Raw genomic sequence first — 24,235 nt, forward strand, 5'->3', positions numbered from 1 at the left:
GTCGTTTCCTGAGGGTCAGGCGCCGATCGGGGTGCCGAGGAGCCAGGGGAGGGTGAACTCGTCGTCGTGGGTCACCCCGTCGAGGAACGCGTGCCATTCGCCGAGTGTGTAGGTGACGGTGGTTGTGGGCGGGGTGTCGCTGTCCTGGATGGTGACGCGGTCGCCGTCGAAGCCGATGAGGAGGTGGCCCGCGAAATGGACGGGGGTGCCCAGCTTCCGCGGAGCGAGATCGCCGGCGTGCACGTGGTCGAGGAGGGTGAGCCAGGTTTCCGGCGTGACGGCGATGACGGGACCATGGGGGGAGGGGTTGTTGGAGTTGTGCAGCCAGACGACGGTGCCGTCGAAGCGTGCTTCGACGCAGTTGCTCTGAGCGCCGCTGCGAGCGCTTTTACGCCAGATACCGCCCCAATTCTGACCGCCAGCCATACTCGGCACCCTTTCTTGAATGAATTGTGCCGATTAGAGCGTAACTGCTATCTCTCGACGAAAACTGAGCAATTGAAGGCGTGGGGGTGGCGGGTCAGGGTTCGATCAGGCCGGCGCGGATGGCGTAGCGGGTGAGGTCGAGCCGGTCGCGCATGCCGAGCTTCTGCAGGATGTTGGCGCGATGCCGGTCGACGGTCTTCACGCTGATGAAGAGGGTCTCGGCGACCTGCTTGGCGGAGTTGCCCTCGGCGATCAGCTTGACGATCTCCTCCTCGCGCGGGGTGAGGATGCTGTCGGGCATGCTCTGCCCCATCCTGTCGCGCTGCAGGTAGTGCCTGATCAGGGCGGTGACGGCGCCCGGGTAGAGGAACGGCTCGCCGCGCATCGCCGCCCTGCACGCCTCCAGCAGGTCGCGGTCGGCCACCGACTTCAGCACGTAGCCCGAGGCTCCCGCCTTGAGCGCCTCGAAGAAGTACTGCTCGTTGTCGTACATCGACAGGATCAGCAGCCGGATGCCGGGGGCGCGCCGTGAGATCTCGCGGGCCGCCTGCAGGCCGGTCATGCGAGGCATCGCGATGTCGAGGATGGCGAGGTCGACCCCCTCGGGGGTGGCCGCCTCCACCGCTTCGGCGCCGTTGGCGGCCTCGGCCACCACCGTGAGGTCGGGCTCGGCGTCCAGGATGAGCCGCAGTCCGCGGCGGACCAGGGCGTGGTCGTCGGCGAGCAGGATCCTGGTGGGGCTCGAGACGCTTACAGGGGTCACGGGGGTCCCGGGGGTCACAGTGCTCATGAGGGTCTCCGTTCGGTGTCGGCGACCGGTACGGTGAGGCGGACGTCGGTGCCGCCGTCCTGCGGAGAGGTCACGGTCAGCTGGGCGCCGATGAGCAGGGCGCGCTCCCGCATTCCGCGGATCCCCGCCCCGTCCTGGCGTACGCCGCCGCGGCCGTCGTCGGTGATGCGCAGCTCCAGGAGGCCGGGCCGGACGGTGAGCGACAGCTCGACGCTGGACGCCTTGGCGTGCCTGGCCGCGTTGGTCAGGCCCTCCTGGGCGATGCGGTAGAGGACCAGCTCGACGTCCTCGCTCAGCGAGGGCAGGTCCGCCTCGACCCTGCGTGTCACGGGAACGCCGGTGCTCTGGGAGAAGTCGCTGCTCAGCGCGCTGAGGGCGCTCTGCAGGCCGAGGTCTTCCAGGACGCCGGGACGCAGGCGTCGGGCGACCTGCCCCACCTCGTCCAGGCTCGCGCGGACGCTCTCCTGCACCGCGTGCAGGTCCTCTCGCAGATCTTCAGGCGCTCGGTTGGCGGCGTGTTTGAGGCTCAGCAGGACCACGGTCAGGCTCTGGCCGATCTCGTCGTGCAGCTCGCGGGCGATGCGGCGTCGCTCGCCCTCCTGAGCCGCGAGGGCGTGGGCGCTGCTGGCGCTGCGTTCGGCCTCCAGCCGGTCCAGCATCGCGTTGAAGGTGTCGATCAGGTGGGCGAGATCACGATTGCCGCCGCTGGGCAGCCGATCATGGGGATGCAGCAGGTCCACCCGCTGCATGAGGGCGGTGAGCGCGTCGAGCGGTGCCAGACTGGTGCGCAGGAGCAGGGCGTTCGCCGTCAGGATCACCGCCAGGCCGACCGTCAGCACCGGGATCTCGGTCAGGAGCACCGGGGAGGAGACGGTGGCCGGTGAGAGGGCGAGCACCAGCGTACCGACGGTGAAGACCAGCCCGTTGATCGCGAACAGCCGCCTGAACAGGATGCGCCCCGGACTGCGCGCCCCTGCTTGACGGTGGGTGCGTTCGCTCATCTGACCAGCTTCCTCGTTGCGGCACGGGCCTGTCCATTCGGGGTGCCTCCCATACCCCTGTGCCGTCCCTACATGTTTCACCCCTGCTCAGATGGGTGCCGACCCCAATGGCGGAGAAGAGGTGGGACCGATGGGATGAAAGGGCGGCGAGCACCGGCAGACGGGAGAGGGCCATGGGTACGAGCGATGTCGGCATTCTCTGGCTGGACGCCGTCACCCGCGACGGTGTCACGATCACGGTGAACGCGGCCGCCCGAGCCTTCATCGCCGATCCCGTGGCGTGCGCCTCCTACCCGGGCTCACCGGACGCCGCCAAACTCGCCGCCGTCGAGGCGGAGGTCCGCGACTACGTCGGGCGGCGCGACCTGTCCCGGCTGTCCAAGCGGGTCGACCTCGTCTGCGCGGCCGGCGACGAGGCACGCCACTGGGGCGTCGAGGTGGCACTGGTGGCGATCACCCGCGTCGAGGTGCGGCGCCGCGAGGACCTGATCCGCTGGGCGGAACGAATCGCGTCGTGACGGCGACCACGAGTGGAAGGAAGTGATCGCCGATATGGACATCACCCGCACGACCGTACCCGGTACGGGAACCCTGTTTCACTTCGCCACCCGAGACGGCCAGCGACTCGCGGTCATGGTGGAGGGCGACGGACCGCGGCGGCTTCTGGTGTACGGCGCGGGCGACGAGCCGGCGCAGGCCATCGCGCTGGAGCAGGACGAGGCCGACCAGATCGCGCAGGTCCTGCACAGCCGGTCGGTGGACGACAGGCTCGCCGCCCTCGAACGACGGATGGCCGACATCGCCAGGGCCACGAAGGCCGCAGGGGTCACAGGGAGCACAGGAGGGGCCTCGTGAGCACACCGCCCGCGGTACGCCACCTCCTCCGACGGGAAGGTGCCATGCAAGCGCGCGACATCGCGGTGACCATTCCGACGGTCACCAGGGGTGACTCCGTCGCGAAGGCGGTCAGGATCATGGTGATCGGCCGCCTGCCGGGGTTGATCATCGTGGACGACCTCTCGCGGCCCCGGGTGGTGCTTCCCGGCACCCAGGTGCTGCGGCTCGCCGTGCCCGGTTCCTACCAGGAGGATCCCGCCCTCGCCAGGACCATCGACGAGGACTACGCGGACCAGTTCTGGCAGGATCTGGGTAACCGCACGGTCGGTGACTGCCTGCCGCGCGATGCCACCAGGCCGGTGACCGTCTCCGCGAGCGCGAACCTGCTCGAGGTGGCCGCGCTGATGGCCAGGACGCGCAGCCCGATCGTGGCCGTGGTCGACCGGGACGCCTCGCTGATCGGGGCGATCACGCTGGAGCGGCTCCTCACCAGCCTGGCGGTCTTCGGTCTCGGTGAGTCTTGAGCGCCCTGCTCGCCCTGTCGATCTTTCTAGTCGCGTTCTTCTTCATCGCCACCGAGAAGGCCAACAAGGTCAAGGTGGTCCTCATCGCCGCCGGTGTGATGGCGGTCCTGGGGTTGATACCGGGTTCGGAGGTCTTCTTCTCCGAGCACGAGGGCATCGACTGGAACGTCATCTTCCTGCTGCTCGGAATGATGATCATCGTAGGGATCATCAAGCAGACGGGGATCTTCGACTACCTGGCGATCTGGGCCGCCAAGCGGTCCAAGGGCGATCCGTACCGGCTGATGGTCATGCTGATGGTGATCACGGCGATCGCCTCGCCGTTCCTCGACAACGTCACCACGATCATGCTGGTGGCGCCGGTCACGGTGGTCGTGTGCGACCGGCTGCGGATCCCGGCTCAGCCCTACCTGATCGCGGAGGTGCTCGCCTCCAACATCGGTGGCGCGGCCACCCTCATCGGGGACCCGCCCAACATCATCATCGGCAGCCGGGCGGGGCTCACGTTCAATGACTTCCTGGTGCACATGGCACCCATCGTGGTCGTCATCTTCGCCGCGTTCGTCCTGCTGACCAAGGTGTTGTTCAGGAGCTCCTTCCAGTACAACCCCGAGCACGTCTCCGCGGTGATGGCACTGCAGGAGAAGCGGGCGATCACCGATCCACGCCTGCTCGTGCGGTGCCTGGCGGTGCTCGCCGTGGTGGTGGTGGGGTTCGGGATGCACGCGGTGGTGCACATCGAGCCGTCCATCGTCGCCCTCGTGGGAGCGGGGGTGATGCTCCTGATATCGCGCCTGTCGGTCTCGGAGGTGCTGGCGGAGGTCGAGTGGCCGACGCTGGTGTTCTTCATGGGACTGTTCGTGATGGTCGCGGGTCTGGTGCAGACCGGTGTGATCGCGACGATCGGGACGTGGGCCATCAACGTGGTCGGCGACGACTACTTCCTCGCGGCGACGTCGCTGCTGTTCGGCTCCAGCGTGCTGGGGGCGTTCTTCGACAACATCCCCTACGTCGCGACGATGGCACCGGTCGTCGAGGGGATGGTGGCGCAGGCCCCCGACCCGGCGACCGGGCAGGCGCTGTGGTGGGCGTTCGCGCTGGGCGCCGACTTCGGCGGCAACGGTACGGCGGTCGCGGCCAGCGCGAACGTGGTCGCGATCGGCATCGCGGCGCGGACGGGACATCCGATCAGCTTCTGGCAGTTCACCAAGTACGGGATCGTGGTGACGGTGCTGAGCACGCTCATGGCGTGGGTGTACGTCTGGCTGCGTTACTTCACCTGACCGCCTCGCGGGGCTGGTTCCGGTCCGCGTCGGGGGCCGGAACCGGGCCGGTCCGTGTCGAGGTCGTGCCCGGTTCGGGATCGTGTCCGCTTCCGATCTCGACCCGCGCGGCCGGGTCCGCGCCCGGTTCCGGCTCGTGCCCGGTCGGCGCGGGTGTCGAGGTCAGGTCCGGTCGGCCTGCCGGGACCCGCGGGGCAGGAGCAGCGCGACCAGTGCGCCCACCCCGCACAGGACGGCCGTGATCAGGAAGATCTCGCTGTACTCGATGTGCAGCGCCTCCTTCACCTTCTCCTGGTACTCGGCGAGCCGCCCGGCGTACACGACGGGGTCCACCCCGAAGGGCAGCGGCGTGTCCAGGTCGGCGGTGAGTGACTGGAAGCGGTGGAAGCCCCACGCGGACAGCGCGGCGACGCCGAGCAGCATGCCCATCATCCGGGCCACGACCACCGCCGCCGAGGCCACCCCGTGCTGGACGGCGGGCACGGCCCGCAGCACCGCGGAGGAGACCGGTGCGATCACCAGGCCGAGACCCAGGCCGGCGACGACGAGGTCGACGTCCACGCGGTATCCGGCCGAGGCCAGGTCCAGGGGCCACTGGCCGATGCGCGCGTACCCGGCCGTGGCCACCGCGAGCCCGAGCACCGTCACCGCGCGCTCGCCGTAGCGGCGGGCCATCACGCCGCCCACCAGCGCGGCGACCGAGAGCGCGACGAGGAAGCGCGACAGCACCAGGGCGCCGTCCAGGCTGTCGAGCCCCAGCAGCGTCTGCGCCGACAGTTGCACGTCGACCAGGGTGACCAGCAGCGCGGCGCCGGTCAGGAAGCTCACCCCGAGCGTGGCGAAGAACGGGCCGCGCCGCACCCCCGTCATGTCGATCAGCCGGGTCGCGGAGCGCCACTCCCAGGCGACGAACGCCGCGCCGGACACGACCCCGGCGACGATCATGGGCATGCCCCACGGGGGGAGGACCGACCGGCCGGGGTCGGGGTTGTAGAGACCGGCCACGAGCAGGCCGAGTGAGAGCGCGAGCAGCAGCCCGCCCACCACGTCGACGCGCCTTCTCACCCCGGGTTCCCTGTCGCGGGAGGGCGGCGGCACCGACCGCTGCACGGCCACCGCCGCCAGGGCCACCAGCGGGACGTTCAGCCAGAAGATCGACCGCCAGCCGCCGAGTTGCACGCCGCCGATCTGGAGCCCGGCGGGGACGAGGGCGGCGAGGGCGGCGCCGTACAGGGGACCCAGCACGCTGCCGAGTTCCTGGGCCGACCCCACCGCGCCGAGCGCCACAGGGCGCTCGTCCTCCTCCCACAGGTCCCCGATCAGGGCCATGGTGATGGGCAGCAGCGCGCCGCCCGCCACTCCCTGCAGGGTCCGCCCCGCGACGAGCCAGGGCACGGTCTCGCCCAGCGCGGTGATCACCGAGCCCGCTGCGAAGCCCGCCAGGCACAGGTGGATGAGCGGGCGCCTGCCGTACCGGTCGGAGAGCTGGCCGAGCAGCGGCATGGCCGCGATGTAGCCGAGCAGGAAACCGGTGACGATCGGGGTGGCCCGCTCCAGGTGGTTGAGCGGAACGTCGACGTCCCTCGCGATGTCGACGAGGACGGTCACCACGACGTAGGCGTCCAGGGCCGCGAGCAGCACCGCGGTGCCGCCGACGCCGAGGGCGGTCCGTCGCCGGGTGGGGAGGGCGTCGCCCGAGACGGCGTGGGTCATCTGCGGGTCACCGTGCGGGTCACCGTGCGGGTCACCGTCACTCCGTCGGAGCGGTGATCTGGACCGGCACGTCGTAGTCGCCGAAGGTCACGATCACCTTGCCGTCGGTCAGTGGCAGGTCCGCCTTGAGCAGCCGGTTGGTGGCCTTGTCGATCCAGAGCACCGCGTCGACGTTCTGCGTGAGACCGGGCACCATCGTGGCGAGCACCTGCTGGGAGAGCGTCGCCGAGACCCGGTAGGTGTCGACGCCGTCCAGCTTCTCCGCCGCCTGGGTCTTCGCGTCGAGCGCGTTGGTCAGTAGCTGTACGACGCCCTTCTCCGGGTTGAGGATGGCGGACGGGTCGTAGATCGCCGCCAGCTGGCTCCGCGACATCTGCTGGAAGCCGCCGGTCACGCCCTTGAAGTGGACGGTCTCCCCGATCAGCACGAAGTTGATCTCCTGGAGACTGCCCAGTACGTCGATCTGGAGGGTGCCGTCCGCGTCGCCGGTCCCGCTGAGACGACCGGAGGCCTTCTTGACCGGTACGGGCGGGGTGCCCTCGGTCTCCAGGGAGAAGGTGGCGGACTTCACGGAGCGCGTCGCCTCCGCGGACTTCTTGACCAGATCCGCCCCGCTGGGAAGGGCTGTCGTGCCGTCGGAGGCACCGCCGCCACTGCATGCGGTGACCAGGGATAACGCGGCGATCACCGCGGTGATGAGGATCCGGCGAGCAGACATGGGCGGATCGTAACGACCTTCCGGTCTACTAACGAGGAACGACCGGTATCGGTTTCGCGTCAGCGGATGCTTTTGAGGTGCTTGACCACCGGCGCGTACGCCGCTTCCAGCTCGATCAACTGGTCGTCGGTGAGCAGGTCGATGAAGTGACGGCGCACGCCGGCCACGTGGTGGGGCGCGACCTTCTGGATGGTGGCCCAGCCGTGCTCGGTGAGGACGGCGAAGGTGCCGCGCCTGTCGTCGGCGCAGGTCTCCCTGGCGACCAGACCGGCGGCCTCCATCCGGGAGATCTGGTGTGACAGGCGGCTGCGGGACTGGATCGTGGCCTCCGCCAGATCACTCATCCGCATGCGGTGACCGGGGGTCTCCGAGAGGTTCACCAGGATCTCGTAGTCGTTGAACGAGAGCCCGAAGGGCTGGAACTCACGGTCGAGGCGATGCTCCAGGAGCTTGTGCGCGGCGAGGTGGGCACGCCATGCCCGCTGCTCGACGGAGGACAGCCAGCGAGGCTCCTGATCTTTCACCGGCCGCTCACCACTTTCGTTCACCGCGCGTGTGACCACGACTCCGACGGGTTCACCCCCCAGTCGACCACTCCGCTCGCCGGGCGGGGCTTGCTTCGCGGTCATAGATCAGAATCTACCTCAGAAGGCGTCGTTCGCTCGTGGTGGCTGTGCGGCGAGGTCCATCCATCTCTCCACCTCGTCGGGGTGGCGGGGCAGCCCGGCCGACATGAGGCGGGCGCCGTCGGAGGTGATGATCAGGTCGTCCTCGATGCGCACGCCGATACCGCGAAGCTCCGGCGGAAGCGTGAGGTCGTCCGGTTGCAGGTAGAGGCCGGGCTCGACGGTCAGCACCTGTCCCTCCTCCAGCACACCGTCCAGGTAGACCTCCGAGCGGGCCCTGGCGCAGTCGTGCACGTCCATGCCGAGCATGTGACCGCTGCTGCACAGCGTGTAGCGGCGGTACAGGCCGCTGCCGGGCTCCATCGCCTCGTCCGCGCCGATCTTCAGCACACCCCAGTCGTGCAGTCCCTCCGCGATGACCCTCATGGCCGCGCGGTGGAAGTCGCGAAAGCTCACACCGGGGCGCAGGGTGGCGATCGCCGCCTCCTGGGCCTCGTACACCAGCTCGTAGACCTGACGCTGGACCGGGCTGAAGCGCCCGGAGAGCGGGAGGGTCCTGGTGATGTCGGCGGTGTAGAGGTGGTCGGTCTCCACACCCGCGTCGAGGAGCAGCAGTTCGTTCGCGTCCAGCCGCCCGTCGTTGCGGATCCAGTGCAGGACGCATGCGTTGGCGCCGGAGGCCACGATGCTGTCGTAGCCGACCGCGTTGCCCTCCAGGCGGGCGCGGAGGCCGAAGACCCCCTCCAGATAGCGTTCGCCGCGCCGGTGTCCCAGCGCGGCCGGCAGGGCCCGCACCACGTCCTCGAACCCGCGCGTGGTGGCGTCGATCGAGAACTGCAGCTCGGCGACCTCCCACTCGTCCTTGATCAGTCGCATCTCGGACAGGAACGTCTCCAGCTCCTCGTCGCCGTCGCCGGGGGAGACCCGCGCGTCGACGGACGCGTCCACCCCGCGCAGCACCCGCGCCGGTCCGCCGAGCACGTCGTCCAGCCTGTCGATCGGCGCGCAGGCGATCTGGTGCAGGGCTTCGGCCTCGGCCAGGTCGGGGCGGCGGCCCACCCAGAACTCGCCGTAGCGGCGGTCGCGGTAGAACTCCTGCCCGGCCTCGCCCGGCGCCGATCTCGGTGAGCGGGGGCGCAGGAACAGCGTGGCCTCCCCCGAGGGCTCGACGACCAGCACGTCGTCGGGCTCCTGGTCGCCGGTGAGGTAGGCGAAGGCGCTGTGCGCCCGGAACCGGTAGTCGCTGTCGTTGCTGCGGACCTTGAGCGTGCCGGACGGGACGACCAGCCGCTCGCCGGGAAAGCGGGCGGCGAGCGCGGCGCGTCGCTTGGCGGTGTAGGCGGCCTGCGGCAGCGGGGCCAGGTCGTCGCGGTGCGTGTCGGCCCAGCCGGTGTTCATGAACGCGGCGAGGGCCTCGGAGACCGGCAGGTCGTGGCTGCCGGTGTTGAGCTTCTGGGTCATCGTGTTCCCGGGAGCGGAGGTCTCTGGTCGCCCCCACGCTAGCCCGGAGCGGTGCGGCCCGCACACCCGGCGCGTACCGGGCCGCACGGAGGACACGGAGGACACGGAGGACACGGGGGAGCACGGGGGAGCACCGGGGAGCACAGGGGGCCGTGGGTCAGCCCACCGGGACCCGGTACTCCCTGGCCAGGTCGGACGTCGCGGCCTCCTCGAAGACGACCGCGCCGCCCAGGGCCGCCTTGTCCGGCTTGGCCACGTACGACAGCAGCGAGGCGGGCCTGTCGAAGGTGGTGAAGTCCATGATCGTGCCGAACTCCTCGCCCCAGGCCGACTGGCCGCGGTGCGCGGCGACCACCGCCGCCCGGGTCAGGTCCTTGCCCTCGCAGGCCTTCTTGAGCGCGTCGACGACGATCGCCGCCGCCGAGTAACCCGCGGGGACGCCGCTGTCGATGGCCGTGTCCGGATATTTCGCCGTATAGTCGGCGGCCAGCTTTTTCAGGGCGGGCAGTTCTGAGCTGATCGGCGTGCCGGCGGTCATGTAGTAGAAGTCCTTCAGCAGGGCGGGCCCGGCCGGAGTGGGCAGCAGTTGCGGGGAGTAGGCCGAGTTGCTGCCGACGAACGGCACGTCCATGCCCTTGGCGAGCGAGACACCGACGAGCGAGGCGGTCTGCCTCGGGCCGACGGAGACGAGGACGGCCTTGACGCCCTCCGCCTTGAACGCGGCGACCTGGGCGCTCATGTCCTGGTCGGTGGCCTTGATCTTCTGTTCCACGAGCGTGAGGCCGAGCTTCTCCGAGGCGTACTTGGAGCCGTTGAGGGCGCTCTCACCGTAGTCGCCCTCGAAGTACAGGTGCCCGATTCTGTCCCCGGACCTGAGGCCCTTCTCCCTGGTCAGGAAGTCAACCCCGTTGATCATGTCGATGTCGTAGGTCGTCCCGGTGACCTGGATGGCCCTGCTGCCGAGCAGCCCGGTCGCCCAGGCCTGCGGGAGGGTGAGCATCTGGTCGGTCTCGATGCGCTGCTTGAGCGCGTTGACCATGGGCGAGCCGACGACGTGGGCGAGCGCCACCACCTTCGGGGCGATCTCGGTGTAGGCCGCGACCGCCTTCTGCGCGTCGTAGCCGTGGTCGCGCACCAGAGCCTCCAACTGCCGTCCGCACACGCCCCCGGCCGCGTTCGCCTGCTCGAAGTACAGCTGCTGCGCCTGGGTCAGGCTCTTGCCGAACGAGGCGTACGGGCCGGTGAGGTCGGTCATCAGACCGATCGTGATCTTGTCGGCGGTGACGCCGGGTCCCGTCTTCACACCGTCCCCCCCGACGGCGGAGGGGGCGGAGGCATCCCCGCCGCCCCCGGTGGCCTTCTCGCTGGCGCACGCGGTGACGGTCAGGGACAGGGCGGCCAGGGCGGCGAGCGCCGCGACGCCTCGGACCGGGGTTCTTGGGATTCCCATGTCATCAGTTCCTTGTGTCGGGGGAGTCGGGGGACGGCGGCGGCGATGGCGGGGCCTTCGTCGCCGCGGGAGCCGGGGAGGTGGGAGCGGAGGAAGCGGGGACGGGGGAAGCGGGGACGGGGGCGAGCCGCCGACCGGCGGCCGGGCGCAGGCGTCCGGCGAGGCCGAGCAGCCCGCCGGGCAGGAAGAGGACGATGACGACGACGGCGGCGCCGTACAGGACGCGGGCCGCCTCCGCGGGCGAGACTCCGCCGGAGCCCGGCTCGGCCACCAGCGGCAGGGCGTCGCTGTAGCGGCTGAGCAACTGGGGGAGCATCGAGACGAAGAACGCGCCGATCACCGCGCCCGCGACGGAGCCGAGTCCACCGATGACGATCATCGCAAGGTAGTCGAGGGAGAGCAGCAGGCCGAAGTAGTCGGGCACGGTGCGCTGGAAGATCAGCGCGAGCAGGACCCCGGCCAGCCCCCCGTACATCGACGAGAGCACGAACACCCCGGCGCGGTAGCGGGCCACGGGCACGCCCATCACCCCGGCCGCGATCTCATGGTCACGGATGGTGTTCATGGCCCTCCCAGGACGGCCGCGCAGCACCCCTCGGGCGAACAGCGCCGCGCCGGTCAGCAGGACCAGGCCCAGGAACCACAGCCGCTCCAGCGAACCGAAGGGCACTCGCGCGACCACCAGTTCGGGGGTGTCGGCGAACACGAACCCGAACAGCTCCATCGGTGGTACCGGGCGCCCGTTGTACCCGCCCGTCACAGGTTCGGCGTTGAACAGCACGTGCTGGCCGACGAAGATCAGTGCGAGGGTGGCGATGCCGAGGTAGGCGCCTTTCAGGCGTCCCGCGATGGGGCTGAACACGCCGCCCGCGACGCCCGCCGCGAGCACCGCGAGCAACGCCGCCACGGGCGTGGGCAGGCCCAGGCCACCGAGGGCGTGTGCGCCGCCCTCCGGCTCGGAGGCGAGGTAGACGTAGGCGTACGCGCCGACCGCCAGGAAGAAGGCGTGTCCCATGGACAGCTGGCCGGTGGCACCGGTCAGCAGGTTGACACCGATCGCCCCGATCGCCGCCGACATCGCGAAAAGTCCGGTCTGCAGCCAGAAGCCCTCCAGGTAGAACGGTACGGCGACCGCCACCACGGCCAGTGCGGCGCAGGAGAGGATGATCTTTCTAGACACGTGCCGGCTCCCTCGTCCCGAACAGTCCCGCGGGGCGGATGAGCAGGACCACGATCATCACGAGGAACGGCGCGACGTCGCCGATGCCGCGGCCGAGGAAGGCGAGGTCGTTCTGGTAGCCGCTCATCATGGCCTCGGTGACACCGATGATCAGCCCTCCGGCCAGCGCCCCCGTGGTGGAGTCGAGGCCGCCCAGGATCGCCGCGGGGAACGCCTTCATCGCCGCGAAGGCGGTGCCGCGGTCCAGCCCCGGGGTCGGGAAGACGCACAGGAAGAGCGCCGCGACGGCGGCGAGCGCCCCGGCGACCGCCCAGGCTCCCATCGAGACCCGCCCGCGCCGCACGCCCATCAGCGCGGCGGTCTCCGCGTCCTCCGCGGTGGCGCGCATGGCGATGCCCCAGTTCGTGTGCTTGAACGCCAGCAGGAACGCGGTGATCAGGGCCGCCGCGACGGCCAGTGCGACCACCCGGGTCTGGGCGACGCTGACGTCACCCAGGTGCAGCACCCGGTCGCGCCAAGGGTCGCCCATGGCGAGCACGTCGGTGCCGATCCGCCTGGTCAGCTCGGTCGTCAGCACGATGTCGACGCCGATCGTCACGATCGCCAGCACGCTGTGCGAGGCGGTGTTCGCCCTGCGGACGACCAGGAACTCGATGAGGGCGCCCACGGCGGCCGCACCGGCGACGCCCAGCAGCAGGGCGGTCCAGAAGCCCACCGACGGGTGCGTTCCGGCCACGATGAAGCCGCCGACCAGCAGTAGCGAGGCGTGCGCGAAGTTCACCACCTCGGTCGCCTTGAAGATGATGACGAAGCCCAGGGCGATCAACGCGTACACGGCTCCGACGGAGATCCCGTTCACCAGGAGTTCGAGAAAAGTGATCACGGAGCGACCTCCCCGTCCCCGCCCGCCGCGCTTCCGGCGTTCGTGTCCTTGCCCGTCGTGTTCTCCGCGCTCGCGTTCTCGACGGTCGTGTCCTCGGCGGTGGGAAGCACCGCGGTCGCGCTCTCGACCACGGTGCTTTCCACCGCCGCGCCCAGGTAGGCGCGGACCACCTCCGGATCGTTCTGCACCTCGCGGGGTGACCCGTCCGCGATGCGCCTGCCGAAGTCCAGGACCGTCACCGCGTCGGCGAGCCGCATGACGATCCCCATGTCGTGCTCGACCAGCAGGATCGAGATGCCGAGGCTCTCCCGTACCGCGACGATCAACTCGGCCATGTCGCGGCGCTCGCCGCCGTTCATGCCGGCGACCGGCTCGTCCAGCAGCAGCAGCCGGGGTTCCATGCACAGGGCCCGTGCCAGCTCCACGCGCTTCTGCACGCCGTACGGCAGCAGTCCGGCGGGCGTGGCCAGTCGTTCGGAGAGCCCGACGAACGCGGCGATCTCGGTCACCCGCTCGCCGTGCTCGGCCGCCTCGCGCCGGGCCGCCGGCAGTCGCAACCCGGCCGAGAGGAACCCGGCGCGGGTCAGCCGGTGGCGGCCGAGCATGAGGTTGTCCCTTACCGACAGGCGCGGTGACAGGGCGATGTTCTGGAAGGTGCGCGCCACGCCCAGGGCGGCGACACGGTGCGGGGCCAGGGAGGTCAGTTCCGCGCCGCCGAACCGCACGCTGCCCGAGGCGGCCCGGTAGACGCCCGACAGGACGTTGAAGAAGGTCGACTTTCCCGCCCCGTTGGGCCCGATCACCGCGTGGAGGCTGCCGGGCTCGACGGTGAAGCCGACCGCGTCCAGCGCGGTGAGCCCGGCGAAACGCACGGTCACGTCACGCACGTCGAGCCGGGGAATGTAAGGGGCCGTACCATCCGGTTGGTATGTGTCGCTCACGCCGACCACCTCGCCAGCGCGGGCCGAGCCGCCTTCCGCGTCCCACGTGCCGCGACCGGGGAGGTGTCCTCGATGCCAAGGTAGCGACGGCGCACCTCGTCGCTCGCGGCGAGTTCCGCGGCCGGCCCCGACAGCACCACCTCGCCGACCTCCAGCACGTAGGCGTACGAGGCCAGGGACAGGGCCATCGCGGCGTTCTGCTCCACCAGGAGCACGGTGGTGCCGTCGGCGTTGATCTCGCGGACGGTCTCGGCGATCCTGGCGGCCATCAGCGGCGCGAGACCGAGGGTGGGTTCGTCGAGCAGCAGCATCCTGGGCCTGGCCATCAGCGCGCGGCCGATGGCGAGCATCTGCTGCTCCCCGCCGGACAGCAGGCCCGCGCGTTGTCCGGCGCGCCCGGCGAGCACGGGGAATAGCGTGAGCACCCTCTCCCTCGCCTCGGCCGCCGACCGCCGGTCGGGTGCGCCGAGGGCGCCGGCCCGCAGGTTCTCCTCGACCGTCATCCGCGCGAAGACCTTGCGCCCCTCGGGTACCTGGACGACGCCCCCCGCCACGATGGCCGAGGTGGCGGCGCCGGACAGCCGTGCGCCGCCGAACCCGACCTCGCCCGCGGTGATGCCGCCCCGGTGGAAGCCGAGGGTGCCGGAAACGGCGCGCAGCAGGGTCGACTTCCCCGCGCCGTTACCGCCGAGCACCGCGACGACCGAACCGCGCGGGACGCTCAGCGAGACACCCCGCAGGGCCGGGACCGGGCCGTAGCCCACCGCCAGATCCCTGACGGCCAGCCCGGAGTCCCCGGGAGGGCGAGGGGCGTGCACGTCCATGTGTGCCTCCTGACAGCCGATGAACGCACCCAACCGAGACGCTTCACCGGCGTCCAGAGGGCAAGGTGAAGTCGGGGCGGACGCCCATGCGGGACGGGTCCCGGTTGTGCGTGTGCACAACCCCGGGTCACGAAACAGAACAGAACCTTGTTCGGCAAGGTGTTTTGCTGTCACGATCCCCAGATGGGGACCCGGCCGGTTACGGACGACGAAGTACGCAGGGTCATGCGCCTGGCCGCCCGCAGGCTGTTGCTGAGACTTCCCGAGCTCACCGACGAGCTCGTCGCCAAGATCCGTGACACCGACGAGGCGTACCGGCGGATGGTTCCCACCGACGACCACTGGCAGAGCGTCTACGAGGCGATGCGGGACGGTATCGGCGCCATCCTGCTGCCCCGCTCCGAACGGTGCGACGTGCCGCAGGCGGAGAGGACCGCCCGGCGCAGGGCTGAGCAGGGACTGCCCATGGACTCCCTGCTGCGCAGCTACCGGCTCTCCGCGCAGGTGATGTGGGACGGTCTCATCGACGTGGTCACCGAGGAGGAGTCGGACAGCCTGCCCGTCCTGATCCGCAGCGCCACGAAGGTGTGGCACGCCACCGACCGGCAGGCGATCGCCGCCGCCGAGGCATACCGAAGACGGGAGTCCGAGTTGTTCGGCCGCACAGCCGAGAGGGTCCAGGCCCTGCTCGACGCGCTCCTTGAGGACCGGGCCGACGCCGGACTCGTCCGCAGCGCCGCCGCCGCGCTCGACCTGCCCGAACTGGGCCGGTACGCCGTCGTCATCACCCGGCTGCCCGGCCGCCACGACCACGGGAACGACACCCCGCGGCCGACCACCCTGGGCGTGATGCGGCTGCTGTGGCGGATGCGCCCCGACTACGAGGTGTCGGTCGTGTTGCTGCGCGACGCGGACATGGACGACCTCGCCGGAGAGCTTCGCCCGTACGTCACCGGATGCGCCGGGATCAGCCCGGTCGTCGAGGGACTGGCCGAGCTGGGCCGCGCCAGGCGGCTCGCCGAACTGGCCCTGCGGACCTGCGTGGGCGAAGGCCCGGAGATCGCCAGACTGGAGGACAGACTGCCCGCCGCGCTGGTGGTCAGCCAGCCCGAACTCGCGGGTCACCTCAGCGGTGCCGTATTACGGCCCATCCTCGCTCTCGACCCGGCCGACAGGGAGGTGCTCCTCGGGACCCTGGAGGCGTGGCTGCGATGCGAGGGCTCGGCCATGCGCGCCGCCGGGCGGCTGTACTGCCACCGCAACACGGTTTTCAACCGCATCCGCCGAATCGAGCAGCTCACCGGCCGCTCGCTCGCCCGCCCGCTCGACATCGTGGAGCTCACCCTCGCCCTCGACGCGGTGCGGTTGCTGCCCGTCACCTGACAGTCGATACTTTGCTCTCCCGCGTGCTTAGCGTGTGGCACAAGAGGGCAAAGGTAGGAATACTCGCGCCAGGCTGAACCGAGGTGATGCCAATGCTGATCGGTACGATTCTTCAAGGCAAGGGCACGGAGGTGGTGACCGTCCGCCCGGACTCGACGGTCGCCGCGTTCCTGGCCGTTCTGGCCGAGAAGAACATCGGCGCCGTGGTGGTGTCCGAGGACGGCTCGTCCATCGCGGGCATCGTCTCCGAGCGCGACGTGGTGCGGCGACTGCACGACCGGGGCGCCGCCGTGCTGGAGGACCCGGTGTCCTCCATCATGACGGCCGAGGTCCGCACCTGCTCGCCGGACGACAACGTCGACGGACTCCGCCAGACCATGACCACGCACCGTATCCGGCACGTGCCGGTCGTGAGCGCGGGCCGGCTGGCGGGGATCGTGAGCATCGGTGACGTGGTCAAGAGCGCCATCGAGACGCTGGAGACCGAGAAGGCCCACCTGGTCGACTACCTCCACCGCTGAGCCGGAGGTCTCCGAACCCCGGGTTTCGAGGGTTCGACCCCTGAGTTCGAGCCCTCGGGACCGGGTTCCCGAGGCGAGGCCCGCTGAGCCCGTATCGCCCGGAGAGACCGTTTCCCCGAGCCTGGATTCGTGAGCTCGACCCGCCCTTTCCCACGCCTGGATCCGTGAGCCCGGCCCGCCGTGATCCTCCCAGGAAGCCCGGATGGGCCCGGCGCGTCGCGCCGGGCCCATCACGTTCTCGCTACTGCACGGTTATCTTGTCCACCTCGATCGTCAGCCCCTTGACCTGCGGTGTCGACGTGCCCGTCGTCACCGTCCCGATCCCGGCGCTGACGCCCTTGATCTTCATCGTGTAGCTCAGGCTGCCGCCGGGGGCGCCGGGCGTGCTGGACACCCGGAGATCCGTGGTCGGCGGGCCGGTGATCTGGCCGCCCGCGGTGCCGTCGGCGTTCTCGGCGCCCACGGTCAGGCCGTAGCCGGCGGGAGGATCACCGGGCAGGTTGCCCGGGTCGTAGGTGTAGGTGATGTCCTCGGTCCCGTTCAGGCCGATCCACTGCTGGAAGACCTTGAGGTTGCTCGTGCCGTAGAGGTTGACCCGCCACTCGATGACGAGCCAGTTGCTGACGCCGTCGGTCAGCGTTCCGGCGTAGATGCCGGGTGTGCCGGTGCCGTCCAGGTCGGTCCAGTAGGGGGCGAGCACGTTGTTCGGGGTCGCGGGGTTGGGCAGGGTCTGCGGCTCGAACGAGACGTCGGCCGAGCCCGAGCTTCCCCCGGCGATCGTGTAGCCGTTGGAGACGATGCCGATCCTGTTGTAGGTCTGGCCCGCGTACCGGAACGAGGGCACGGTGAAGTTGATCGCCTGCTCGTCGCCGATCGGTACCGGCGCGATGCCGAAGGCGTCGAGCGGCAGGTACGGGGCGGGACCGGTGCCCGGGGCGATGCCCGGCCTGTCCGGCTGCCTGGCCGCGAGGGTGGTCTTCGTCGTCGCGATCTGGGTTCCGATCTTGGTGGCGCCGGTCACCGAGTTCAGCCGCAGCTTTCCGTCCAGCGTGCTGAGCGCCGTGACCTCGGCGTTCTCAAGGGTGTCGTTCCGCACGGTCACCGTGCAGGCGGACTCGCCGGTGTTGCGCGGGATGGTGGCCGGTGCGCAGGTCTGCTCCACCGGGATGGCGCCCTGCTTGCGGACGAACGCGACCGGCAGGTGCAGGTTGCGCGAGCCGCCCACCTGCTTGAGGTTCACCTGGCCGAAGTACTGGCCCTCCGGCAGGTCCGGCGCGGTGATCACCACGCTGAGCTTGACGCTCTTGCCCGCCTTCACGCTGAACAGCGGCGGCAGCACCGTGATGTTCGCGCCGTTCACAGTCGTGCCCGTCGCGGTGAAGGTGAGCGTCGAGTTCGTGACGTTGGTGAACGTCCGCTTGGCGGTGATGAGACCCGGCATGATCGGGGCGTTCACCGACGGCAGGTTCAGGTCGATGCGGTTCAGCGGGTCGTCGGCCGAGGCGGCGAAGTTCTCGCCCGTCTCGTCCAGGGTCAGGCCGGGGTCGCCGGCCTTGGTCAGGTCGACGCGCCCGCCGCCGGTGTCGAACGGGTCGGCCGGGGTGACGCGGTCCTGCTTGGTGACCGAGGTCTTCGCCGTCGTCTCCATCGCGGACTTCACCTGGCCGGGAGTCCAGGTCGGATGCAGCGCGAAGAGCAGGGCCGCGGAGCCCGCGATGTGCGGCGACGACATCGAGGTGCCCGAGATGGCCTGGTAGAGGTTGCCCTGCGGGCCACCGGCCGGACTCTCCAGCACCGGTGTCTGCCCGGCCAGGATGTGCAGGCCGGGAGCGGTGACGTCCGGCTTGAGGAAGTCGCCACCGGGGCCGCGCGAGGAGAAGGTGGTGATCGCGTCGCCCTGCCAGGTGGTCTTGGTGCCCTGGGTGAACGAGGCCGTCGCGCCGGGGTTGGCCGACAGGAACGCCAGCAGTGCGTCCCCCTCGGGCTTGTCGATGTGGACGGTGGGGAGCCAGTGGTTGTCCGTCATCACGTCGAGCGGGGAGGAGTTGTACAGGATCATGCCGGCCGCGCCGCCCTGCCGGACGCTGAAGCCCTTCAGGACACGGTCGGGGCCGCGCTCACAAAGGACGATCTTCCCGGTGAACAGACCCGGAGGTGCGGGCGTGGTGCAGAGCGCGTTGGAGTACGGCGGGGCCGAGGCCCGCACCACCGGCAGCGCGGAGGCGATGCCCGGGGTGATGGAGGCGCCCTTCACCGTGGCCGTCGCGCCGCCGGAACCCGACAGCGTGATCGTCGACTGGAAGGTCCTGGTCTGCGTGGAGGCCGCCACCGTGGTCACCCACGGGCTGACGTGGTTGACGGTCGCCGCGCCGGGGCCGGCGTTGCCCGCCGAGGCCGAGACGAGGACGCCCGCCGAGTACGCGTCGAGGAAGGCCAGCTCCACCGGGTCGCTGTAGGGGGAGGTGCCGCCGGAGATCGAGAAGTTGATCACGCGGACGCCGTCGAGGATGGCCCGGCCGACCGCCTGGGCGGAGTCGGAGGGATAGCAGCCGGCCTCACCGCAGACCTTGTAGACCGACACGTGCGCCGCAGGGGCGATGCCGTGGATCGGGCCCCGGCTGATGCCGAGCGGGTTCGCGTCGGCCACCGGCCCGCCCGCCGAGGTCGTCGCGGTGTGGGTGCCGTGGCCGTTGGAGTCGCGGGCGCTGTCGGGGAAGACCTCGCCGCCGACGTTCGCGTTGTAGGTCTCCAGGAACGGGGCGCCACCGATGAGCTTCCGGTTGCAGACGAACGGGTCGGCCGCCGGGGTGAGCGGGTTGTCGCCGAAGTTACAGGTGCGCGGCGTGCCGTCCTTGGTCGCCGGTGCGGCGGGCAGCGTGCCGGGGTCGGCGAACTGGGGGTGCTCGGGCCAGGCGCCGGAGTCCAGGATGCCGACGATGACGCCCTTGCCCGAGGAGGAGCTGCCGCCCAGCTTGTTGTAGATCGTGGGCGCTCCGATGAACGCGGGGCTGGAGTCGGTGAGCAGCTGCTCGGGCTTGTCCTCCTGGACGGCCGCCACGCCGGGCAGCTTCAGCAGCGAGGCCGCCTTGTTGGCGGGAATGCGCAGCGCGATACCGCCGTAGACGGTCCGCAGCTTCTGGCCCGCCTTGGCGCCTGGCACGTTCCTGGCGAGTTCGGCGAGGAAGGTGTTCTCGACGTCCTCGATGTGTCGCTGGTATTTCTTCGCGTCGTTGCTCTTGATGTCAAGAGCCTTTCCGGTCTTCGCCGGACTCGTCGCGGGAAGTCCCGCGAGGCCACCCTGATAGGCGGCGAAAGAGTCGTAGTCGAGCTTGACCATCACGCTGACCGTGGCGGCCGAGGTCGACTTCAGTAGCCCCTCATCACTTTGGGCGAGTTTGCCGGTGGGGGACTTCGCGCCCTGGATCGGCTCACCCCCGGTCAGGGGAGTCGCCGTCCATTTGGCGGACGGCGTGGGGGTGGGGGTGGGATCCGCGCTCGCCGGCGGCGCCATCGCCGCGACGAGCCCGACGCCGGCGGCGAGCACCGCCACGCGTCTGATCCTCGGTGAGTAGGGCCTTCTGGTCAACGAGACCTCCCTGTAGGCACGCATGAACAGATCACGCGGCAGGGAGGGGAGGCCACCTGGCATGCCTGGGGCACGGCATGCCGGGGAGGGCGCCGACCCTCCCCGTCGGGTGACACGTGCTCGGCCACCCGGCAGGGGCGGCCGATCATGACAGGGAGCTTAACTAGAGGTCATTTGTTTGCCTAGATCGTTAAATTGACACAATAATCCCCGGAATTGGTCAAATTTGCTTGCAGACTCGGCGGTGTTCGCATACCTCCGCAGTTCGGGCGCCTCCGTGCCCGCGTGCCTCGTGTCCCCGTGCCCTCGTGTCCCGTGGCCGGGGGAGGACACGACCACCCCGAGGAGGATGTTCCGTCGCGCGTAAACTGGCCGCACCTGACACACGGGAGGCTCGGTTGAAGCTCAAGCTTGATCTACATCCCCTCTACAACAAGGGTGGAGAGATCGACAAGGCGCTGCGGGGCATCATCGACGAGGCCATCAGGAAGAAGGCCACCGAGGTCGAGATCATCCCCGGCAAGGGCTCGGGCCAGCTGAAGAAGAAGGTCCTGCGCTTCCTGGAGCAGAAGGAGATCAAGGCCCTCTACCACCGCATCGACAAGGACGCCAAGAACCACGGTCGCCTCTTCGTCTACTTCCGCTACAAGTAGGCGCTTTCCGGTCCGGTGGCGTCTCTCCGTTCGGGAACTTTATGTTCGCTTTATCCGTCGCTTCTGGAAAAAGGAGAATTTTCGGGGCGGGGGAGACGGGGGTAGCGATAGGCGCGACGCGGGTGCTCGCCGGAGGCGGGTGTGAGATGAGGGTGGACGACGGCTGTCTCGTCGTCGACGTGCCGGGCCGCCATCCGATCCGGTTGCCGCTCACCGGCGAGGAACGCGCGGCCGGCCTGGTCCTGTACCGCCTTCCCCGCGAGAGCGGGGTCGTCTACGGGATCACGGTCCGTGACACCGCTGGGAGGGTCGTGCTCGACTCCCCGGGGGCCAGACATCGCCACCTGGTGGAGGAGTTCGCCGAGGACGCCGGGTTGACCTTCGAGTACCGGGGCTACGCCACGGAGTTCGAGGGGCGCGCCGACCTTGAGAACCGGGCGCCGCGGTGGCACACCACGGAGCACGCGGGGCTTCCGGTGCGTGGCGACCACTCTCTCGGGGAGGTGGCGCTCAGGCTCCGGCCGTACGACGAGGTGTCCGGCGAGATCAGGCCGCGCGAGGGTGCGCTGGAGGGCACCCCCTGTCCGGCGACCGCGCTCAGCTGGGACGGCCCGACGCTGGTCGCGAAGGATCCGGCGGCCGGACGCTCGCTGCGGCTCGCGCCCGCCTCCCTGTACCACTACCGGTACGAGCGCCGGGTGATCGTCTCCGGCAAGGAGGAGCGGCGCTCTCTCACCGGGCTCGCCGTGCTCGACGCCGACGGGCTGGTGCTCGCCGACCTTCCCGGCGACTGGCCGGTCCACGAGGTGGCCGTCTTCGCGGCCGGGCGGAAACTCCCCGTGCACGACGCCCTGAAGACATCGTCGAAAGGGGTGCGCGCCGCGCTGAGCAGGCGGGCTCCCGGATGGACGCGTCTCGCCGGCCTGGAGGTCCTGCGGATGTCCAGGGCCAAGAAGGCCGTCGCGGCCGGCGCGGGAGTGGCCGGGTTGTTCGTGATGGCCTACGTCGTCACGGCGGGTGGCTGGCTCGCGTGGCGGGGGGTGTCCGCGCTGGGCGGGATGATGCTGGACCTGCTGGACGCCAAGTGGCTCGCGGTCTTCTTCGCCCCCCTGATCGTCGTCTTCAAACCCGCGCGCCAGGCGTGGCACACCTGGCGTACCCGGCGCGGCGCCGCGCTCGGGCCGCCCGGCGGTCCGTACCTCTCGGTCCGCGGCGGGACGACGCTGCGCGTCCGGCTCGGTTCGCGGATGGTCCCCGACGACATCGAGATCGGGCCCGACCTGGGCTGTGCGGCCGCCCTGATGACCTACCGTCACGAGGGGCTGTCCGGACTCTTCGTGCTGGACGGCGAAGGCAGGCCCGTACGCCACCTGCCGGGGCCGTGGCCGCCGGAGGAGGCGCATCGTTTCGCCACGCGGTACGGACTCGGCTTCGAGGCCCGTACGCTGGGCCGTGAGGAGTATCTCGACCTCACCGCCCGCGCCCGGGACGCCGTACCCTGATCGGCGCGACGGCGCCGCGCAGGGCATACCTCGATGCCCGAGGTCTCTGAGCATGAGGATTCCACCGGGATAGATCGACGCCGAGTGGGCTCATACGGCACCATTATGTGACGCATGACGGCAATGTCCTCTCCGATGATCGGCGCAGCCTCCAGCAGCTCGTGGATCGCGGCGGGGTTCTGCCCGGGTGCGGGCCCGGTTCTCTCGTGCACGACCTTCCCAAAAGGGCCCGGCGCTCCCGCCCGCATACCTCTCACCTCCCCGAAAGGCCCCCCATGAGCGACCTCAACGCACTCCTCGCCCAGCGCGCCGAGCTGGACCGTCAGATCGAGGAACTCCAGTCCGGAGACCTGAAGGAGCGCGAGAACACGCTCGGCGGCATCCTCGTGGCCGTCGCCGAGTGGGCCACGGCACGCGGTCACGAGGCGCTCAGGAGGGACCTCAAGAACTGGGAGTACGTCACCTTCGCCGGTATCGAGGTCGGCGTGGGTCACGACGGCGGTGAGCGCTGGGGTCTGCCGCAGAGCTCGGTCAGCGTGATGGACTCCGTCAGCGGGACCGACGTGGAGTTCGGGACCACGCCCCCTCCGATCCAGGCCGTCCTCGGCCTGCTGGAGGGCCTGCTGGCCACGCGCTGACCTCGCCTCCGCGCGCCATGCGCCGGGGCTTCGGCGCCGTACCTCCGCGCGTACGCCGGAGTCTCGGCACAGCACGTCCGCGTGTACGCCGGGCCTCGGCCCGCGCGGCACCTCCGTGTCATGCGCCGGAGCCTTGGCCCGCACCGTCCGGCCTCGCGGGTACGCCGGACCCCGCTCTCCCCCGCGGAGGGCGGGGTTTTCCGCGTCAGAGCTTGCGGATGGTCCGCGCCTCCTCGGCCGCCGCGAGCACGACGTCCAGCGAGGAACCGATGCCCGCCGACACGACGGCCGAGATGGTCCCCTCGACGAACGGCACGTCGGCGATCACCACGCGCTCGTCGGCGAAGAGCCGGGCGGTGAGCACCGAGCTTCCCAGGTCGGGGATGAGGATCACCCCGTCCCCCCGGTCCACCTCCTCGATCGCCGCCGCCACCAGGTCGGGGCTGGTCCCGAGACCGCCGTCCTCGGTGCCGCCCGCGGCGGCGAGCGGCACGTTCGCGCCGCCGATCTGCGAGGCGAGCCGTGCCACCTCGGCCGCCAGCGGACCGCTGTGCGAGATGAGGACGATGCCTACCACGACGTCGCCACCGTGTGCAGGGCGGAGACGACGAGCGCGGTGGAGGCGGCGCCGGGGTCCTGGTGGCCCACGCTGCGCGGCCCGAGATAGCTCGCCCGCCCCTTGCGCGCCTGCATCGGGATCGTCGCCTCGGCTCCGGTGCGTGCCGCCTCCGACGCGGCGCCGATCGCCTCCGCCGGGTCCTTGCCGTCCCGTAAGGCCTGCTCCAGTGCCCGTACGGCCGGGGCGAGGGCGTCCACCATGGTCTTGTCGCCCTCGGCGGCCGAGCCCAGCTTCCGCACCCCGGCGAGCCCGGCCTCCAGAGCGGTGTGGAGTTGCGCGACGGACACCTCGGGGGTGTCGCCCAGTGTCCTGCCCGCCTCGCGGAACGCCGTGCCGTACAGGGGGCCGGACGCCCCGCCGACCTTGCGGATCAAGGTGTTGCCCACCAGCACCAGCAGCGATCCCGGGGTATCGGGTCCCTTGGCCGCGAGCGCCCCGGTGACCGCGGTGAACCCCCGGTCGAGATTGGCCCCGTGGTCGGCGTCGCCGATCGCGGCGTCCAGACCGGTCAGCCACTCCTTCTCCGCGGCGACGACCCTGGCGATCTCCTCGATCCAGGCGGCGAAAAAGGCGGTGTCCATCGCGGTGCTCATCTCGGCTCGGTTCGTGTCAGTGTTCGTGTCAGTGGTCGTGTCGGTGTTCGTGTCGGTGTGTGCCCCGGTGTCCGTCCCCCTAT

The 24,235-nt window shown here is 70.3% G+C and carries 24 protein-coding genes; 9 read left to right on the plus strand and 15 right to left on the minus strand.

Going from position 1 to position 24,235, the window contains the following annotated elements; all coding sequences use genetic code 11:
• Window positions 1–15 precede the first annotated feature (15 nt).
• The 3 genes from AB0B90_RS12635 to AB0B90_RS12645 all read right to left on the minus strand — a co-directional run bounded on the left by AB0B90_RS12635 (window position 16) and on the right by AB0B90_RS12645 (window position 2,217).
• Window positions 16–426, minus strand: a complete 411-nt coding sequence (locus AB0B90_RS12635; RefSeq protein ID WP_350948240.1) for a DUF397 domain-containing protein — start codon at window positions 424–426, stop codon at window positions 16–18.
• Window positions 427–520: 94 nt separating this feature from the next.
• A complete protein-coding gene (locus tag AB0B90_RS12640) occupies window positions 521–1,216 on the minus strand; it encodes a response regulator transcription factor (RefSeq protein ID WP_350948241.1) in 696 nt (231 codons plus the stop codon).
• Window positions 1,213–2,217, minus strand: coding sequence for a histidine kinase (locus tag AB0B90_RS12645; protein WP_350948242.1), 1,005 nt, complete (start codon window positions 2,215–2,217; stop codon window positions 1,213–1,215). The genes AB0B90_RS12640 and AB0B90_RS12645 overlap by 4 nt, the downstream gene beginning before the upstream one ends.
• Window positions 2,218–2,390: 173 nt before the next feature.
• On the opposite strand from AB0B90_RS12645, the gene AB0B90_RS12650 reads away from it, so the two are divergent.
• Genes AB0B90_RS12650 through AB0B90_RS12665 form a run of 4 tightly spaced genes read left to right on the plus strand, consistent with a single transcriptional unit; the run spans window position 2,391 to window position 4,861 of the window.
• Window positions 2,391–2,735 (plus strand): hypothetical protein, encoded by a 345-nt coding sequence (locus AB0B90_RS12650; RefSeq protein WP_350948243.1) that lies wholly within the window; start codon window positions 2,391–2,393, stop codon window positions 2,733–2,735.
• 34 nt (window positions 2,736–2,769) lie between these two features.
• Window positions 2,770–3,072 carry a hypothetical protein gene (locus AB0B90_RS12655; RefSeq protein ID WP_350948244.1) on the plus strand — a complete coding sequence of 101 codons (303 nt, stop codon included), beginning with the start codon at window positions 2,770–2,772 and terminating at the stop codon, window positions 3,070–3,072.
• A 44-nt stretch (window positions 3,073–3,116) separates the two neighbouring features.
• Window positions 3,117–3,578 (plus strand): CBS domain-containing protein, encoded by a 462-nt coding sequence (locus AB0B90_RS12660; protein ID WP_350948245.1) that lies wholly within the window; start codon window positions 3,117–3,119, stop codon window positions 3,576–3,578.
• On the plus strand, window positions 3,575–4,861 hold the full coding sequence (locus AB0B90_RS12665; RefSeq protein WP_350948246.1) for an ArsB/NhaD family transporter: 1,287 nt from the start codon (window positions 3,575–3,577) through the stop codon (window positions 4,859–4,861). The genes AB0B90_RS12660 and AB0B90_RS12665 overlap by 4 nt, the downstream gene beginning before the upstream one ends.
• A 162-nt stretch (window positions 4,862–5,023) precedes the next feature.
• Here the strand turns inward: AB0B90_RS12665 and AB0B90_RS12670 are convergent, their stop codons facing one another.
• The 9 genes from AB0B90_RS12670 to AB0B90_RS12710 form a co-directional block, all read right to left on the minus strand.
• Window positions 5,024–6,574, minus strand: coding sequence for an MFS transporter (locus AB0B90_RS12670; RefSeq protein WP_350948247.1), 1,551 nt, complete (start codon window positions 6,572–6,574; stop codon window positions 5,024–5,026).
• 37 nt (window positions 6,575–6,611) lie between these two features.
• Window positions 6,612–7,292 carry an LppX_LprAFG lipoprotein gene (locus tag AB0B90_RS12675; RefSeq protein WP_350948248.1) on the minus strand — a complete coding sequence of 227 codons (681 nt, stop codon included), beginning with the start codon at window positions 7,290–7,292 and terminating at the stop codon, window positions 6,612–6,614.
• Between the two features lie 59 nt (window positions 7,293–7,351).
• Window positions 7,352–7,816: a MarR family transcriptional regulator gene (locus AB0B90_RS12680; RefSeq protein WP_350948249.1), complete on the minus strand. Its 465-nt coding sequence runs from the start codon at window positions 7,814–7,816 to the stop codon at window positions 7,352–7,354.
• A gap of 120 nt (window positions 7,817–7,936) precedes the next feature.
• Window positions 7,937–9,379, minus strand: coding sequence for an aminopeptidase P family protein (locus AB0B90_RS12685; protein WP_350948250.1), 1,443 nt, complete (start codon window positions 9,377–9,379; stop codon window positions 7,937–7,939).
• A 157-nt stretch (window positions 9,380–9,536) separates the two neighbouring features.
• On the minus strand, window positions 9,537–10,829 hold the full coding sequence (locus tag AB0B90_RS12690; RefSeq protein ID WP_350948251.1) for an ABC transporter substrate-binding protein: 1,293 nt from the start codon (window positions 10,827–10,829) through the stop codon (window positions 9,537–9,539).
• Window positions 10,830–10,833: 4 nt separating this feature from the next.
• Window positions 10,834–12,009: a branched-chain amino acid ABC transporter permease gene (locus AB0B90_RS12695; RefSeq protein ID WP_350948252.1), complete on the minus strand. Its 1,176-nt coding sequence runs from the start codon at window positions 12,007–12,009 to the stop codon at window positions 10,834–10,836.
• A complete protein-coding gene (locus AB0B90_RS12700; protein WP_350948253.1) occupies window positions 12,002–12,892 on the minus strand; it encodes a branched-chain amino acid ABC transporter permease in 891 nt (296 codons plus the stop codon). Before AB0B90_RS12700 ends, AB0B90_RS12695 begins: the two co-directional genes overlap by 8 nt.
• The gene (locus AB0B90_RS12705) at window positions 12,889–13,794 is read right to left on the minus strand and encodes an ABC transporter ATP-binding protein (RefSeq protein ID WP_350948288.1); all 906 of its coding nucleotides are present in this window, start codon (window positions 13,792–13,794) and stop codon (window positions 12,889–12,891) included. The genes AB0B90_RS12700 and AB0B90_RS12705 overlap by 4 nt, the downstream gene beginning before the upstream one ends.
• Window positions 13,795–13,829: 35 nt before the next feature.
• Window positions 13,830–14,657 carry an ABC transporter ATP-binding protein gene (locus tag AB0B90_RS12710; RefSeq protein WP_350948254.1) on the minus strand — a complete coding sequence of 276 codons (828 nt, stop codon included), beginning with the start codon at window positions 14,655–14,657 and terminating at the stop codon, window positions 13,830–13,832.
• Between the two features lie 183 nt (window positions 14,658–14,840).
• Between AB0B90_RS12710 and AB0B90_RS12715 the strand changes: the two genes are divergently transcribed.
• Both AB0B90_RS12715 and AB0B90_RS12720 read left to right on the plus strand, forming a co-directional pair.
• Window positions 14,841–16,040, plus strand: a complete 1,200-nt coding sequence (locus AB0B90_RS12715; protein ID WP_350948255.1) for a helix-turn-helix domain-containing protein — start codon at window positions 14,841–14,843, stop codon at window positions 16,038–16,040.
• A gap of 92 nt (window positions 16,041–16,132) precedes the next feature.
• Window positions 16,133–16,561: a CBS domain-containing protein gene (locus AB0B90_RS12720; RefSeq protein ID WP_350948256.1), complete on the plus strand. Its 429-nt coding sequence runs from the start codon at window positions 16,133–16,135 to the stop codon at window positions 16,559–16,561.
• A 241-nt stretch (window positions 16,562–16,802) separates the two neighbouring features.
• Here the strand turns inward: AB0B90_RS12720 and AB0B90_RS12725 are convergent, their stop codons facing one another.
• Complete coding sequence (locus AB0B90_RS12725; protein ID WP_350948257.1) at window positions 16,803–20,147, minus strand: S8 family serine peptidase; 3,345 nt, start codon at window positions 20,145–20,147, stop codon at window positions 16,803–16,805.
• A 398-nt stretch (window positions 20,148–20,545) separates the two neighbouring features.
• Here AB0B90_RS12725 and AB0B90_RS12730 point away from each other — a divergent pair, with 398 nt between their 5' ends.
• The 3 genes from AB0B90_RS12730 (at window position 20,546) to AB0B90_RS12740 (ending at window position 22,940) form a co-directional block, all read left to right on the plus strand.
• Window positions 20,546–20,800 (plus strand): Smr/MutS family protein, encoded by a 255-nt coding sequence (locus AB0B90_RS12730; protein WP_329093428.1) that lies wholly within the window; start codon window positions 20,546–20,548, stop codon window positions 20,798–20,800.
• Window positions 20,801–20,946: 146 nt separating this feature from the next.
• Window positions 20,947–22,302, plus strand: coding sequence for a hypothetical protein (locus AB0B90_RS12735; RefSeq protein WP_350948258.1), 1,356 nt, complete (start codon window positions 20,947–20,949; stop codon window positions 22,300–22,302).
• A 275-nt stretch (window positions 22,303–22,577) separates the two neighbouring features.
• Window positions 22,578–22,940, plus strand: coding sequence for a hypothetical protein (locus AB0B90_RS12740; RefSeq protein WP_350948259.1), 363 nt, complete (start codon window positions 22,578–22,580; stop codon window positions 22,938–22,940).
• Between the two features lie 205 nt (window positions 22,941–23,145).
• Here the strand turns inward: AB0B90_RS12740 and dhaM are convergent, their stop codons facing one another.
• Entirely contained in the window at window positions 23,146–23,517 is a 372-nt protein-coding gene (gene dhaM / locus AB0B90_RS12745; RefSeq protein ID WP_350948260.1) for a dihydroxyacetone kinase phosphoryl donor subunit DhaM, read from the minus strand.
• Window positions 23,511–24,140, minus strand: a complete 630-nt coding sequence (gene dhaL / locus AB0B90_RS12750) for a dihydroxyacetone kinase subunit DhaL (RefSeq protein ID WP_350948261.1) — start codon at window positions 24,138–24,140, stop codon at window positions 23,511–23,513. The genes dhaM and dhaL overlap by 7 nt, the downstream gene beginning before the upstream one ends.
• Window positions 24,141–24,235 lie beyond the last annotated feature (95 nt).

The organism is Streptosporangium sp. NPDC049078, from assembly GCF_040648855.1.
Lineage (GTDB): Bacteria > Actinomycetota > Actinomycetes > Streptosporangiales > Streptosporangiaceae > Streptosporangium.

What these genes read in the sequence shown, in the direction of transcription:
- AB0B90_RS12635 (WP_350948240.1), bottom strand. Translation starts at nt 426, where the DNA reads ATGGCTGGCGGTCAGAATTGGGGCGGTATCTGGCGTAAAAGCGCTCGC.
- AB0B90_RS12640 (WP_350948241.1), bottom strand. Translation starts at nt 1,216, where the DNA reads ATGAGCACTGTGACCCCCGGGACCCCCGTGACCCCTGTAAGCGTCTCG.
- AB0B90_RS12645 (WP_350948242.1), bottom strand. Translation starts at nt 2,217, where the DNA reads ATGAGCGAACGCACCCACCGTCAAGCAGGGGCGCGCAGTCCGGGGCGC.
- AB0B90_RS12650 (WP_350948243.1), top strand. Translation starts at nt 2,391, where the DNA reads ATGGGTACGAGCGATGTCGGCATTCTCTGGCTGGACGCCGTCACCCGC.
- AB0B90_RS12655 (WP_350948244.1), top strand. Translation starts at nt 2,770, where the DNA reads ATGGACATCACCCGCACGACCGTACCCGGTACGGGAACCCTGTTTCAC.
- AB0B90_RS12660 (WP_350948245.1), top strand. Translation starts at nt 3,117, where the DNA reads ATGCAAGCGCGCGACATCGCGGTGACCATTCCGACGGTCACCAGGGGT.
- AB0B90_RS12670 (WP_350948247.1), bottom strand. Translation starts at nt 6,574, where the DNA reads ATGACCCACGCCGTCTCGGGCGACGCCCTCCCCACCCGGCGACGGACC.
- AB0B90_RS12675 (WP_350948248.1), bottom strand. Translation starts at nt 7,292, where the DNA reads ATGTCTGCTCGCCGGATCCTCATCACCGCGGTGATCGCCGCGTTATCC.
- AB0B90_RS12685 (WP_350948250.1), bottom strand. Translation starts at nt 9,379, where the DNA reads ATGACCCAGAAGCTCAACACCGGCAGCCACGACCTGCCGGTCTCCGAG.
- AB0B90_RS12690 (WP_350948251.1), bottom strand. Translation starts at nt 10,829, where the DNA reads ATGGGAATCCCAAGAACCCCGGTCCGAGGCGTCGCGGCGCTCGCCGCC.
- AB0B90_RS12710 (WP_350948254.1), bottom strand. Translation starts at nt 14,657, where the DNA reads ATGGACGTGCACGCCCCTCGCCCTCCCGGGGACTCCGGGCTGGCCGTC.
- AB0B90_RS12715 (WP_350948255.1), top strand. Translation starts at nt 14,841, where the DNA reads ATGGGGACCCGGCCGGTTACGGACGACGAAGTACGCAGGGTCATGCGC.
- AB0B90_RS12720 (WP_350948256.1), top strand. Translation starts at nt 16,133, where the DNA reads ATGCTGATCGGTACGATTCTTCAAGGCAAGGGCACGGAGGTGGTGACC.
- AB0B90_RS12735 (WP_350948258.1), top strand. Translation starts at nt 20,947, where the DNA reads ATGAGGGTGGACGACGGCTGTCTCGTCGTCGACGTGCCGGGCCGCCAT.
- AB0B90_RS12740 (WP_350948259.1), top strand. Translation starts at nt 22,578, where the DNA reads ATGAGCGACCTCAACGCACTCCTCGCCCAGCGCGCCGAGCTGGACCGT.
- dhaL (WP_350948261.1), bottom strand. Translation starts at nt 24,140, where the DNA reads ATGGACACCGCCTTTTTCGCCGCCTGGATCGAGGAGATCGCCAGGGTC.